Raw genomic sequence first — 12,646 nt, 5'->3', positions numbered from 1 at the left:
TCGGCCGCCGGGCGACGCGTCGTTCTCCGCCCCCGTCCGGGCCTGTCCTCAGACCGCTCCCTCCGCCGCGAGGCTCTCGAGGGTGCGGCGGTCGGGCTTCCCCGAAGCGAGCAGCGGGATCTCCGCGATGGCGAGGACCGCCGCCGGGCCGGCCGCACGGCCGAGCCGCTCGACCACCTCGGAGCGCACCCGCGCCAGGTCGGCGTCCGGCGCGGTCGTCGCGACGACCGGCACCTCGCCCCACTGCGCGTCCGAGCGGCGCACCACGACCGCGTCGGGCAGGAGCCCGTCGCGCAGCACTCGCTCGACCGCATCCAGCGAGACCTTCTCCCCGCCCGAGACGATCACCCGGTCGAGGCGGCCGGTGACACTCAGGCGGCCGTCCTCGATGACGCCGGCGTCACCGGTGCGGTACCAGCGCTCGCCGTCGAGCGAGACGAAGGCGGCGGCGCTGCGCTCCGCGTCGAGTCCGCCGTCCGCGTCGAGGTAGCCCTCCGCGAGGGTCGGGCCGCCGAGGAGGACCTGGCCGTCGACGACGCGGATCCGCACGTCTCGCAGCGGGAGGCCGTCGTAGACGCAGCCGCCGGCGGTCTCGCTCGAGCCGTAGGTGAGCCGGATCCGCACGCCGAGCGCGGCGGCCCGGTCGCGCAGCGTCTGCGGGGTCGACTGGCCGCCGATCAGCAGCGCGTCGAAGGAGGCGAGGACCGCGGCCTCGGCGGGCACGCTCTCCGCGAGGTCGAGCAGCCGGGCGAGCTGCACGGGGACCAGCGACGAGTAGCGCCGCTCCCCCGCGGGCATCGTCCGGGCGAGGGCGAGGAAGGCGGCGGCGTCGAAGCCGCCGGCCGGCAGCACGACCGGGTCGGCGTCGGCGGTCAGCGAGCGGACCAGCACCTGCACTCCCGCCACGTAGTGCGTCGGCAGGCAGAGCAGCCAGCGGCCGGGACCGCCGAGCTCGGCGAGGGTGGCGGAGGCGCTGGTCAGCAGCGCCGAGGTGGCGAGCGCGACGCGCTTGGGCGGGCCGGACGAACCGGAGGTCTCGACGACCACGGCGACGCGCTGCGGGACGGACGCGTCCGCCTCCGGGTCCGCCTCCACTCCCGGAGCGGCGATCCGCACCGCGGGACCGCTGCCGTCGAGCGCCGCGCGGAGGGCGATGAGCACCTTCTCCGGCGCCGGATCGACGGAGGCGAGCGGGCGGGTCATCGCCGCGCCGCCCCGGATCGCGCCGCCCCGGCCCCAGCCGCCATCGTCAGAACTGCCACGGGAAGGGCGACCAGTCGGGCGCCCGCTTCTCGAGGAAGGAGTCGCGCCCCTCGACGGCCTCGTCGGTGCCGTAGGCGAGGCGGGTGGTCTCGCCGGCGAAGAGCTGCTGGCCGACGAGGCCGTCGTCGACCGCGTTGAAGGCGTACTTCAGCATCCGGATCGCGGTGGGCGACTTGGTCAGGATCGTCTCGGCCCACTCGAGGGCGGTCGCCTCGAGCTCGGCGTGCGGGACGACCGCGTTCACGGCACCCATCTCGTAGGCGCGCTGCGCGGAGTACTCGCGGGCGAGGAAGAACACCTCGCGGGCGTTCTTCTGGCCGATCTGGCGGGCGAAGTAGGCGGAGCCGTAGCCGGCGTCGAACGAGCCGACGTCGGCGTCGGTCTGCTTGAAGCGGCCGTGCTCCTTGGAGGCGATCGTCAGGTCGCAGACCACGTGCAGCGAGTGCCCGCCGCCGGCCGCCCAGCCGGGGACGGCGGCGATGACGACCTTGGGCATGAAGCGGATCAGCCGCTGCACCTCGAGGATGTGCAGGCGGCCGTTGCGCGCCGAGTCGATGCCCTCGGCGGTCTCGCCGTCCGAGTAGCGGTAGCCGTCGCGGCCGCGGATGCGCTGGTCGCCGCCCGAGCAGAACGCCCAGCCGCCGTCGCGCGGGCTGGGGCCGTTGCCGGTCAGGACGACGACGCCGATGCGCGGGTTCGTCCGCGCGTCCTCGAGGGCGCGGAACAGCTCGTCGACCGTGCGCGGGCGGAAGGCGTTGCGCACCTCCGGCCGGTCGAACGCGACCCGGGCGATGCGGCCGGACCGGTCGTGGTGGTAGGTGATGTCCTCGAGACCGTCGAACCCGTCGACCGGCGCCCAGCGGCGCGCGTCGAACAGCTCGGAAACCTGCGTGCTCATGGCCTCGACCCTACTGTCGGGGGCTGGGGGCGGGATCGGGGCCGCTGCACCGTGCCGGTCGAGGTGCCCGCGGGGCGTAGCGAGACCTACGGCACCGGCACTGCGGACGACGCGGATCTCGATACGCCCGCTGGGCGGGCTACTCGATCAGCATGAGAACGGACTGCTCCGCCTCTGCATGCTGGTCGAGTAGCCCGCAGGGCGTATCGAGACCCACGGCACCAGGACTGCGGATGGCGGGGATCTCGATGCGCCCGCTGCGCGGGCTGCTCGATCAGCATGAAGTGCGCCCGCTGCGCGGGCTGCTCGATCGGTAGAGAGTGCGCCCGCTCCGCGGGCTCCTCCGTCGGCGCGGACCCCGGGGACGCGAAGAGGGACCCCGCGCAGGCGGGGTCCCTCGACGGGTGGTGCGGTGGTGCTACTTCGCGGCGGAGGTGGTGCGGTTCTCGGCCGACACCATCCAGGCGTACTGCTCGAGGCTCTGGATGATCGCGTGCAGGAGGTCGGCGCTCGTCGGGTCCTCGTCGTCCACCTGGTCGTGCACCTCGCGCATGGTGGCGGCGGTGTTCTCGAGGCGGACGGTGATGAGGTCGACGGTCTCGGCGGTGTCGATCTCGCCGTGCGGGTACTCCGGGAGCGTCGTGGTCGCCGCGACGGTGTCGCTGCGGCCGTCCGGAATGCCGTGCAGCGCGCGCATGCGCTCGGCGATGTCGTCGCTGAACTCGCGCGCGGCCTCGATGATCTCGTCGAGCTGGAGGTGGAGATCGCGGAAGTTCTTGCCGACGACGTTCCAGTGCGCCTGCTTGCCCTGGACGTGCAGCTCGATCAGGTCGACGAGGACGATCTGGAGGCTGTCGAGCAGCTCCTTGGAGGCCTTGAAGCCCTTCTCGGCGTTCTGGCGGCGGCTGGTCTTCGCTCCGGAGCCCGCGGGGGCTTCGACGTGGCGTTCGAGGGTGGTGGTCATGGACCGTTCCTTTCTCTGACAGTGCCGGGATGCGGAAAACCCGACTTCGATTGTGACTCTTTCGGCTGGACGTCGCCCGGACGCGCGGGGTGCGCGACCTGGACGGCGCCGGGACTGCGGGGGCCGGGGGCCCGGGGCTAGATCGTCGCGACCGAGCCCGAGTCGACCCGGTAGTTCGAGCCGTTCACGAACGAGGCGCGCTCCGAGCAGAGGAACGCGATGACCGCGCCGACCTCCTCGGGCCGGCCCCGTCGCTTCAGCTCCATGTAGGGCCGCTCCTCGTCGAGGAAGGACGAGATCGCCTCCTCCTTCGAGGTGCCGTTCTCGTCGGCGCGCTTGTCCATCATCGCGTCGGTCATCGGCGTGTGGATGAAGGCCGGCGACACCGCGTTCACGAGCAGGCCCTCGAGGGCGTAGGAGCGGGAGAGCCCCTTGGCGAGCGCCAGCACGCCCGCCTTCGCCGCGCAGTAGGGCAGCTCGTCGTCGTAGGGCTGCACCGCGTCCTCGGAGGCGGTGAGCACGAGGCGGCCCCAGCCTCCGGAGCGCAGGTCGGGCAGGAACTCGCGGACGAGGCGGACGGGGCCGAGCAGGTCGGTCTCGAGCGTGCTGGTCCAGCCCTCGTCGTCGATCTCGTGGAAGAGGCCCTGGGCGCCGGTGACGCCCGCGCACTGCACGAGGATGTCGATCTCGCCGACGGCCTCGGCCGTCCGCTCGTGCAGGGCGGCGAGCTCGGAGACGCTGGTGACGTCGGCGGCGAAGGCGTGCAGCGTCCCGTCCGCCGCGCCGAGGCGGGCGGCCGCCTCGTCGAGCTTCCCCTGGTCCTTGTCGCTCAGGACGACGGTGACGCCCTCCGCGAGCAGGAGCTGGGCGGTGTGCCAGCCGATGCCGGAGTCACCGCCGGTGACGAGGGCGGTGCGCCCGGAGATGCCGAGGTCCATCTGGTCTTCCTTCCTGCCGTTCCCGGGCACGCCGCGCAGGACGGTCCGGGTGATGAGTCCGGTCTACGCGCCGCGGCGGGAGCCCCTCAACCGGGTTGCGCGAACCCGTCGCCGGGTCTAGCGGTGCGCCGCGCCGATCGTCGGCGGCCCGGACGCCGCCGTCAGCGGTCGCCGACCTTCTCCGGCGCCAGCTCCTCGATCGTGATCGCGGCGTTGATCAGCGCGAGATGACTGAGCCCCTGCGGCAGGTTGCCCCAGAAGGCGAGGTCGTCGACGGCCACCATCTCGGACATGATGCCGACGTCGTTCGGCACCGTCTCGACCAGCTCGTCCATCAGCGCGATCGCCTCGTCGTGCCGGCCGACGCAGGCGAGCGCACCGGCGAGCCAGAACGAGCAGGCGACGAACGGGTGCTCCTCCGCCTCCATGCCGGAGTAGCGGAACAGCAGGGCGCCGCGGCCCAGCTCCTTCACCAGCGCGTCGATCGTCGAGACCATCCGCTCGCCGCGCTCGTAGCCGCTCGGTGCGTGCAGCAGGACGGAGGCGTCCAGCTCCTCGGTGCCCGGGTACATCACGTAGGAGCCGAGCTCCTCGGACCAGCAGTTCTCCTCGATCCAGTCGCGGATGCGATCGCGCTCGAAGCGCCAGCGGTCCGGGCTGCCCGCCACCTGCCCGAGCTCGGCGAGGTGCACGGCGGCGTCGAGCGCCTGCCAGCAGCCCATCTTCGAGGAGGTGTAGTGCTGCTCCTCCTCGAGCTCCCACATCCCGGCGTCGCGGTTGCGCCAGAGGTCGCAGGTGGTGTCCGCGATCCGCGCGAGCAGCCGGCCGGTCTCGATGTCGAGGACGTTGCCCTCGTCGACGTAGATGCGGCAGATGTCGAAGAGGTCGCCGAAGACGCCGAGCTGCAGCTGGCTCTGCGCGCCGTTGCCGGCGAGGACCGGGCCGATGCCCGCGTAGCCGGGGACGTCGTACTCGGTCTGCTCGGTCGGCAGCGAGCCGTCGAGGCCGTAGAAGATGTGCAGGTCGGGGCCGTGCTCCTTGATCGTGCGCAGGAGCCAGGAGAGCGCCGCATGCGTCTCCTCCCGCAGGCCGAAGCGCACCAGCGCGTGCGCCGTGTACGCGGCGTCGCGCACCCAGGCGAAGCGGTAGTCCCAGTTCTTGCCGCCGTTGGGCGACTCCGGGAGCGAGGTGGTGGCGGCGGCCGCGATCGCGCCGGTGGGCGAGTAGATCAGCAGCTTCAGCGCGAGCGCGCTGCGCTGCACCGCTCCGGCCCAGGGTCCGTCGTAGGAGAACTCGTCGGACCAGGACTGCCAGCTGGCGAGCGTGCGGTCGATCCCGCGGTCGACGTTCACCGCGACCGGGAAGTGCAGGGGCTCGTCGTGCGTCGCCGAGACGACCAGGACGTGCCGCTCGCCGCCCGCGGTCGCGACGAAGCCGCCGGCGAGCTCGTCGCCCGCGCCGGAGGGCGCAGACTCGTCGACCGGTCCGTGGTCCTTCCCGGTGACGCCGATCGTGATGTCGCCGGCCCGGATCAGCGAGCGGCCGTCCGCGTTCTGGATCCACGGGGAGAAGGTGCCGAGGCCGGTCCCGGGGCGGACGACCCAGCGCATCCGGACCTCGCCGTCGGTGCACTCGACCCGGCGCGCCAGCTCAGCCCACGGCAGGCGCCCGGCGATGCCCGTCACCAGCGCGTCGGTCACCGTCACGGTGCCGGACTCGGTGGTGAACGTGGTCTCGAGCACGTTCGTGTCGCCCAGGTAGCGGCGGGTCGTCTCCGCGGGCTCCTCCGGGGACAGCTCGATGCAGCCGCCGGTCCTCGCGTCGATCAGCGCGGCGAAGGCGGGGGTCGAGCCGAGGTCGGGGACGGGCAGCCAGTCGACGCTCCCGTCGCTCGCGATCAGCGCGACGGTGCGACCGTCGCCGATCGCCGCGTAGTCGCGCAGGGGTCTGGTCGCTCGGGGTTGGGCCATGCCCTCACGCTAGGCGGCGCGCGGGTCGTCGGCTCGGGCTTGCGAGGTCACCGGGTTGCCGGTACCGGAGGCTCAGGTGGCGGCGACTCCGCCGTAGGCCTGCATCCGCTCCTTGAACTCGGCGCGGTCGCCCTCCTCGAGGATCGCGTTGGCGTAGCCCGCGAGGAACGCGCCGCTGTCCGGCGGCGTCAGCCCGACGTCGTCGAGCATCCGCTCGACCTCTCCGGTGCTGTCGGCGCCGAGATCGACGAGGCCGATCTCGATCGCGGGCACGTCCTCCACCGTGGAGTAGGCGGTGACGACCCAGAGCGCGGCGCCCGCCTCCTCGTCGCTCAGATCGCCCTCGTACTCGTAGCCCACCTCGGACCACTCGGCCGGGGTGTCGGCGACGTCGACGGCGTCGAAGCCGAGCGGCGCGACCGCGGCGGTGAACACGTCGACGACCGCCTGCTTGGCGGCGTCGGAGCCGAGGTCGGCGTCGGCGTAGCTCGTGGCCGAGATGTAGTCGTAGAGGAGCGACGGGCCGCCGTAGCCGTTCTCCGAGCGCTCGTAGTACTCGTCGTCGGCCGAGGTCCAGCCGTCGAGGACGGTCGACTCGATCGCCGCGACGGCCGCCTCGGACTGCGCGATCGCGGCCTCGGCCGACGGCTGCGCGAGCACGAAGGCGGCGTCGCCGTCCTGATAGCCGGGGTAGTCGTAGAGCGGGTCGGCCGGGTCGCCGGCGTCCGGGCCCTCGGTCGCCTCGCCGAACGGCTCGTCGGTGAAGCCGGGCGCCGCGGTCGGCAGGGCGTCGGCGGTCGCGTCGATCGCGGTGCCGATGCCGAGAGCGAGCAGCGTGCCGAGCACGCCGGTGTAGACGACGCCGACGACGATGCTCGCGCCCAGGGCGATCCAGCCGCCGGTGCCGAGCGGCCGGGGCGCTCCGGGGAGGCCGGGCGGGGTGGCGGGGCGCATCGGGGGCGGGCTCACGGGTACCTGGCTCATCGCGTCCCTCCGGGGTCGAGCGTCGTCGACGCCAGTCTCGCACGGGGCGGGCGGCCCGCCGTCGCGCCGATGCCCCCTGGGCAGGCGGCGCTCGGTGTGCCACTCTGGCCCCGCGCGCCGGAGACGACCGACCGCGGTGGGAGGCGTCGTGAACCGGATCGAAGCGGGCTTCGGAGTGGTGGTCGGCGTGATCGCCGTGGGAGCGATGACGGCGCTGGCGTCGGTCGCGGGAGCGGGAGGCGCTCGGGAGGCGGAGGCCACGGTGCAGACGGTCACCGTCGAGGAGACGACTCCGCAGGCGGGCGCCGCGACCGGGTCAGGTCCGAGTGCCGAGACGTCCGCGGGAGTGCCGATCGCCGAGGGGGTCGAGATCTGGAGCACGCCGGCCGCCGACGCACCCCCCGCTCCGGCGGGCACGCCGATCGACTCCGCGGAGGCCGCCATCGCCGTGGTGCGCCCGCTCGAGGGTCCCGGCGTCGACGCGGGCAGTGAGCGCGCCGTCCGGGTCAGCGCCGAGTCCGTCTACGGCGAGAGCGGCTCACTGCGAGCCGCGGGCGAGGAGATCGCCGCACCGCCCGGGCTCTCCCCCGCCGACGGACTCTGGCTCGTCGGCTACACAGGCGACATCCCGGCGCCGTACACGATGGTTCCGCTGACACTCGACCACCTGGTCTACACGATCGACGCCGCGACCGGCCACGTGCTCAGCAGCGCGGGCGGCGAGGGCGGACTGCCCGCGGTCTTCGACGACGCGGGCTGAGCGCCGCCCGTCCCGGCCCGCTCCCCCGGCGGAGGATGATGGCGGGATGGACGATGTCGTGCCCGCTCCCCTCCCTCTCGCCTCCCTTCCCACCCTCGAGGAGGTCGACGCCGGACTCCGCGTCGTCGCGCTGCCGCTGCGAACGCGCTTCCGCGGGGTCGACCACCGCGAGATCGCCCTGGTCCGCGGGCCGGAGGGCTGGACCGAGTTCTCGCCGTTCCTCGAGTACGGGCCCGCGGAGTCGGCCGCCTGGCTGCGCGCCGCCCTCGACTACGGCTGGAACGAGCAGCCCGCGCCGCTGCGCGACCGCATCCCGGTGAACGCGACCGTGCCCGCGGTGGACGCCGGCGAGGTCGCCGCGATCCTCGCGAGCTACCACGGCTGCCGCACCGCCAAGGTGAAGGTCGCGGAGCGCGGGCAGACCCTGGCCGACGACGTGGCGCGGGTCGCCGAGGTGCGCCGGGTGCTCGGTCCGGAGGGGCGCATCCGCGTGGACGCGAACGGCGGCTGGAACGTCGACGAGGCGGAGCACGCGGTGCACGCGCTGGCCTCCGCCGACCTCGAGTACGTCGAGCAGCCGTGCGCGAGCGTCGACGAGCTCGCCGATCTGCGCCGCCGGGTGAAGTGGATGGGCATCCCCGTCGCCGCCGACGAGAGCGTGCGCAAGGCCGCGGATCCGCTCGCCGTCGCCCGCGCCGGCGCCGCCGACCTGCTCGTGGTCAAGGCCCAGCCGCTCGGCGGCGTGCGGCGGGCTCTCGACATCGTCGCCGAGGCGGGGCTGCCCGCGGTGGTCTCCAGCGCCCTCGACAGCTCGGTCGGGCTGGCGATGGGAGCGGCGCTCGCCGCGGCGCTGCCCGAGCTGCCCTACGACTGCGGGCTCGGCACGGCCTCGCTGCTCGCCGCCGACGTGACCGAGCGGCCGCTGCGGCCCGTCGACGGCGCGATCCCGGTCGAGCGGGTCGAGGTGTCGGAGGCGCTGCTGCTGCGCCACGCGGTCTCGCCGGAGCGGCTGGCCTGGTGGCGCGACCGCCTCCGCGAGACGTGGGCGCTGCTCTGAGCCGCTGAGGCTGAGCGCTCCGGCCCGCGCCCGATCAGGCGGGCGGCGCGAGCACCGAGATGATCGCCGAGTCGTCCGCCGCCGCGAGTCCCTGAGCCGCACCGAGCAGGAAGAGCTGCTCGGCCGCCGCGGCGACCGGGGTGGCGAGCCCCGCGCCGCGCGCGGCCGTGGTGACGATGCCGAGGTCCTTGACGAAGATGTCGAGCCGGCTCAGCACCTCGGCCCCGCCCTCGTCGCCGGCCTGCAGCATCCGCGGCCCGCGGTTGCCGAGCATGAACGAGCCGGCCGCGCCGGCGGAGAGCGTCTCGAGCGTGGCCGCCGGGTCGAGGCCGAGCTTCGCGGCCAGCGCGAGGGCTTCCGCCCCGGCGGCGATGTGCACGCCGCAGAGCAGCTGGTTGACGGTCTTGAAGGCCTGGCCGTCGCCGGGGCGGTCGCCGATGACGCTGAGGGTCGAGGCGAGCAGGTCGAGCACGGGGCGCGCCTGCTCGCGGGCGGCGGGGGTCGCGCCGACGACGATCAGGAGGTCGCCCTCCCCCGCGCGCACCGGCCCGCCGCTGAGCGGGGCGTCGACCAGGTCGACCCCGTGCTCGGCGAGCGCCGCCGCCACGTCGGTCACCTCGGTGATGCCGACCGTGCTGGTCATGATCACGACGGAGCCGGCGCGCAGCGCGGTCGCGATCCCCTCGGAGTCGGCGCCGCCGAAGAGCACCTCGCGCAGCTGGGCGCCGTTGCGGACGGCGAGCAGCGTCGCGTCGGCGCCGGCCACCGCCTCGCGGGCCGAGCCGAAGGGGGTGATGCCGGCCTCGCGGGCCAGCGCGAGGCGCGGCTCGGCGATGTCGAAGCCGTGCACGGTCAGCGAGCCGGCCAGGCGGGTGGCCATCGGCAGACCCATGGCGCCGAGGCCGAGGACGGCGACGGTGTAGTCCGAGGCGGGGGTGGTGTCGGGCGTGGTCACGGGGTCCTCCAGGGGATCGGGGCGGATGCGGGTGCGCGGTCAGAGCGCGGGAGCGCGGAGCGTCGCGGCGACCTGCGCCAGCGACTCGTCGTCGCCGACGTTGCCGGCGAAGACGATGTAGGGGATTCCTGCGGCCGGCCCCTCGACCGGCTCCCAGAGCGAGACCAGGCCGGGCAGCATCGGGCCCCGCACGATCGCGCGGCGGATGCCGAGGCCCTTCGAGGCGACGTCGCTCGAGGTGATGCCCCCCTTCGCGATGACGAAGCGCGGGCGGACGCGGGCGAGGACACCCTGCACCACGGCGACGACCGCGGCCGAGACGCGCCGGGAGAGGTCGAGGCTCTCCTGCGGGTCGTCGGTGCGGCGGAGCGAGCGGCTGGTGTGCACGGCGACGTCGCCGTCCGCGAGGGCGGCGACCGCCTGCTCGACGAGCTCGGCGAGGTGCGCGGGCGCCCGGTCGGGGTCGACGGCGCGGTCGACGTCGAGCTCGAGGGTCGCGCGGAGCGAGCCGGTCGCCGCGAGCCGCGCCAGCTGCCGCGAGGTGAGGCCGACGTGCGAGCCGACGACGACGAGGCCGCCGCGGGACCGATCGGCCGCGCCGGATCCGCTCGGGAAGACCTCGTCCGCGGTGAGCGGTGGGCGCACCGCCTGGCCGATGCGCGCCCGGACGAACGGCGGGCCGACCCGGTAGAGCACGCGGAGGCCCGCCTCCTCCGCCCGCGCGAGCCCGAGGGCCAGCAGCCGGAGGTCGTCCTCGGTGACGGCGTCGACGACCACCGGCACGGCGCCGCGGAGCGGAGCCAGCACGGCCGCGATCGCGTCGGCGCCCGCGCGGATCGTGTCGAGACCGAGCGCGACGACCCGGTCGGCCGGCCAGCGGCCCTCCGTCTTCTCCGCCACCCACTCGCGCAGGTCGGAGTGCGCGTAGCCGAAGGTCGAGTCGCGGGCGAACTCCGTCTCGGCGACCGGCTGGAGCCCGTCCGTGCCGCGCATGTAGTGGACGCCGCCGATCGTCACCCGGCCGGCATCCGGGAAGGCGGGGACCAGGAGGACGGTGTCGACCGCGCCGTCGAGGGCGTCGGTGATGGTGTCGGGCTCGAGGGGGAAGTGGCCGCGCAGCGTGGAGTCGCCGCGACTGACGAAGGCGATCGGGACGTCGAGGGCGCGGGCGGCGGCGAGCGCGCTCGCGACGATCTCCCGGTTGCGCTCGGCGGCGTCCTCGGGCGCGAGGCTCCGGGTGTTGCTGAGGACGTAGACGGCCGGTGCGCGGGTGGCGAGCGCCCAGCGGAGGTCCTCCTCCGCCCAGCTGGTCAGCACCGGCAGATCGGCGACGGACTGCGTGCCGGTCGGGTCGTCGTCCAGCACGACCAGCACCGGCGTGCGCGCCGTCCGCGTGGCGGCGACGGCGGCGGCCTCGACCGGCACCTGCGCGGGGTACTGCTGCAGCAGCGTCGTCTCCGAGATCACCGGTACTCCTTCGTCCTGGGGTATCAGATATCTTACAAGTAGTCCGCCTCTCGGGGGAAGGGTGCACGGCAGCAGGTTGAGCGGCCTCTGCAGCGCGCCCACCCATGCTGATCGAGTAGCCCGCGCAGCGGGCGTATCGAGATCCACCACCGCCAACAGGCCGGTCCGAAGACCCGCCTCTCAGCGACGACTGGTCTCGATACGCCCCTCCGGGGCTACTCGACCAGCATGATCGCCGTGCAGTGGGCGTGCCTGCGCGAGTAGCCTCCGGGCATGACGAGCCCCCTCACCACCCGGCGGCAGCTGCTCGAGGACCTCATCGAGCACGCCGCGCTCGACGACGTCGACATCGCGACGATGTTCGGCTCCCCCGCGATCCGGCACCGCGGGCGGATCGTCTGCTTCCTCGGCGCGGACGACCGGCTGATCGTGAAGCTGACGCGGCCGGACACGTTCGAGCTGGTGGAGCGCGGCGACGCCGACCCGGTCGTGATGGGCAGGCGGACCCTCCGCGAGTGGGTGAGCGTGCCGCGCGAGTCTCCCGACACCGCGGCGCTGGAGCGCTGGCGGCCGCTCGTCGTCGCCGCACTCGGCTACGCGCGGGCCGCCCTCGTGGAGTCGGTGTCGGGACCGGAGGAGCCGTCGCCGGAGAGCACGTAGCGCCGAAGATCCTCGGCCGTCTGCGCGATGTGGTCGGCCATCGCCGCGCGGGAGGCGTCCGCGTCCGCGGCCCGGATCGCCTCGAGCACCGCGCGGTGCTTGACCAGGGCGTTCCGCTGGATCTGCACCAGCGCGGAGGTCTGCTCGCGCTTCGCCCGCATCACCTTGGCGAGCGGCGCGAAGACGGCGGCGACGAAGACGTTGCCGGTCGCGGCGAGGATCACGTCGTGGAAGGCGATGTCGGCGGCGACGAAGCCCGCGAGGTCGCCGCTCTCGTGCGCGGCGGTCATCCGCGCGAGCTCCTCCTCCAGCCGTGCGAGGTCGGCGTCGGAGCGGCGGACCGCGGCGAGTGCCGAGGCGCCGGTCTCGATCATCTCGCGCACCTCGATCAGGTGCAGCGACGCCGCGGCGGAGTCCACGCCCGAGGCGGTCGCCCGCAGGATCGGCTCCAGGTCGCTCCAGCGCGCGACCGGGTTCACCGTGCCGCGCTTGCCCCGGCGCGCGTCGATGACGTTGAGGCCCTGGAGGCGGCCGAGCGCCTCGCGCATGGTCGCCCGACTCACGTCGTGCGCGAGGGCCAGCTCGCCCTCACTCGGCAGCTCGGAGCCGATCGGGATGCGGCCGGCGACGATCTCGTCGAGCAGCGCGTCGGCGACGGTCGCGACGAGGGACGGACGCGGCACGGGCCCCTCCTCGTCTCGGGCACCGGCCGGACGGCGGGCACCGGTTC

The 12,646-nt window shown here is 74.2% G+C and carries 12 protein-coding genes; 3 read left to right on the top strand and 9 right to left on the bottom strand.

Features of this window, described 5'->3' with window-relative positions; genetic code table 11:
- Window positions 1-48: 48 nt before the first annotated feature.
- From MT355_RS01835 to MT355_RS01810, 6 genes are all read right to left on the bottom strand, one after another.
- On the bottom strand, window positions 49-1,203 hold the full coding sequence (locus MT355_RS01835) for an AMP-binding protein (protein WP_243598316.1): 1,155 nt from the start codon (window positions 1,201-1,203) through the stop codon (window positions 49-51).
- Window positions 1,204-1,249: 46 nt separating this feature from the next.
- Window positions 1,250-2,161: a 1,4-dihydroxy-2-naphthoyl-CoA synthase gene (locus MT355_RS01830; protein WP_243598315.1), complete on the bottom strand. Its 912-nt coding sequence runs from the start codon at window positions 2,159-2,161 to the stop codon at window positions 1,250-1,252.
- Between the two features lie 418 nt (window positions 2,162-2,579).
- Window positions 2,580-3,125: a Dps family protein gene (locus tag MT355_RS01825; RefSeq protein ID WP_123732843.1), complete on the bottom strand. Its 546-nt coding sequence runs from the start codon at window positions 3,123-3,125 to the stop codon at window positions 2,580-2,582.
- A gap of 137 nt (window positions 3,126-3,262) precedes the next feature.
- Window positions 3,263-4,063, bottom strand: a complete 801-nt coding sequence (locus tag MT355_RS01820) for an SDR family NAD(P)-dependent oxidoreductase (RefSeq protein ID WP_243598314.1) — start codon at window positions 4,061-4,063, stop codon at window positions 3,263-3,265.
- Window positions 4,064-4,224: 161 nt separating this feature from the next.
- Window positions 4,225-6,033 (bottom strand): glycoside hydrolase family 15 protein, encoded by a 1,809-nt coding sequence (locus tag MT355_RS01815; RefSeq protein WP_243598313.1) that lies wholly within the window; start codon window positions 6,031-6,033, stop codon window positions 4,225-4,227.
- Between the two features lie 72 nt (window positions 6,034-6,105).
- On the bottom strand, window positions 6,106-7,002 hold the full coding sequence (locus MT355_RS01810; protein ID WP_243598312.1) for a hypothetical protein: 897 nt from the start codon (window positions 7,000-7,002) through the stop codon (window positions 6,106-6,108).
- Window positions 7,003-7,165: 163 nt separating this feature from the next.
- On the opposite strand from MT355_RS01810, the gene MT355_RS01805 reads away from it, so the two are divergent.
- Together MT355_RS01805 and MT355_RS01800 are read left to right on the top strand one after the other, a co-directional pair.
- Window positions 7,166-7,777: a hypothetical protein gene (locus MT355_RS01805; protein ID WP_243598311.1), complete on the top strand. Its 612-nt coding sequence runs from the start codon at window positions 7,166-7,168 to the stop codon at window positions 7,775-7,777.
- Window positions 7,778-7,823: 46 nt separating this feature from the next.
- Window positions 7,824-8,834 carry an o-succinylbenzoate synthase gene (locus tag MT355_RS01800; RefSeq protein ID WP_243598310.1) on the top strand — a complete coding sequence of 337 codons (1,011 nt, stop codon included), beginning with the start codon at window positions 7,824-7,826 and terminating at the stop codon, window positions 8,832-8,834.
- A 34-nt stretch (window positions 8,835-8,868) separates the two neighbouring features.
- Here MT355_RS01800 and MT355_RS01795 read toward each other — a convergent pair whose 3' ends face one another.
- Window positions 8,869-9,789, bottom strand: coding sequence for an NAD(P)-dependent oxidoreductase (locus MT355_RS01795; protein WP_308197287.1), 921 nt, complete (start codon window positions 9,787-9,789; stop codon window positions 8,869-8,871).
- 39 nt (window positions 9,790-9,828) lie between these two features.
- Entirely contained in the window at window positions 9,829-11,256 is a 1,428-nt protein-coding gene (locus tag MT355_RS01790; protein ID WP_243598309.1) for a four-carbon acid sugar kinase family protein, read from the bottom strand.
- A gap of 273 nt (window positions 11,257-11,529) precedes the next feature.
- Between MT355_RS01790 and MT355_RS01785 the strand changes: the two genes are divergently transcribed.
- Complete coding sequence (locus MT355_RS01785; RefSeq protein WP_243598308.1) at window positions 11,530-11,916, top strand: hypothetical protein; 387 nt, start codon at window positions 11,530-11,532, stop codon at window positions 11,914-11,916.
- On the opposite strand, the gene MT355_RS21490 is transcribed toward MT355_RS01785, so the two are convergent.
- Complete coding sequence (locus MT355_RS21490; protein ID WP_243598307.1) at window positions 11,850-12,599, bottom strand: FadR/GntR family transcriptional regulator; 750 nt, start codon at window positions 12,597-12,599, stop codon at window positions 11,850-11,852. The two genes, MT355_RS01785 and MT355_RS21490, sit on opposite strands and share 67 nt — an antisense overlap.
- Between the last annotated feature and the right edge of the window lie 47 nt (window positions 12,600-12,646).

This window comes from Rathayibacter sp. VKM Ac-2929, assembly GCF_022815495.1.
Taxonomy (GTDB): domain Bacteria; phylum Actinomycetota; class Actinomycetes; order Actinomycetales; family Microbacteriaceae; genus Rathayibacter; species Rathayibacter festucae.
This window is presented reverse-complemented; position numbering and strand designations above follow the sequence as displayed.

Excerpts from the sequence above, each read along its gene's own strand:
- MT355_RS01815 (WP_243598313.1), bottom strand. The coding sequence starts at position 6,033 with ATGGCCCAACCCCGAGCGACCAGACCCCTGCGCGACTACGCGGCGATC.
- MT355_RS01800 (WP_243598310.1), top strand. The coding sequence starts at position 7,824 with ATGGACGATGTCGTGCCCGCTCCCCTCCCTCTCGCCTCCCTTCCCACC.
- MT355_RS01830 (WP_243598315.1), bottom strand. The coding sequence starts at position 2,161 with ATGAGCACGCAGGTTTCCGAGCTGTTCGACGCGCGCCGCTGGGCGCCG.
- MT355_RS01785 (WP_243598308.1), top strand. The coding sequence starts at position 11,530 with ATGACGAGCCCCCTCACCACCCGGCGGCAGCTGCTCGAGGACCTCATC.
- MT355_RS01835 (WP_243598316.1), bottom strand. The coding sequence starts at position 1,203 with ATGACCCGCCCGCTCGCCTCCGTCGATCCGGCGCCGGAGAAGGTGCTC.
- MT355_RS01825 (WP_123732843.1), bottom strand. The coding sequence starts at position 3,125 with ATGACCACCACCCTCGAACGCCACGTCGAAGCCCCCGCGGGCTCCGGA.
- MT355_RS01820 (WP_243598314.1), bottom strand. The coding sequence starts at position 4,063 with ATGGACCTCGGCATCTCCGGGCGCACCGCCCTCGTCACCGGCGGTGAC.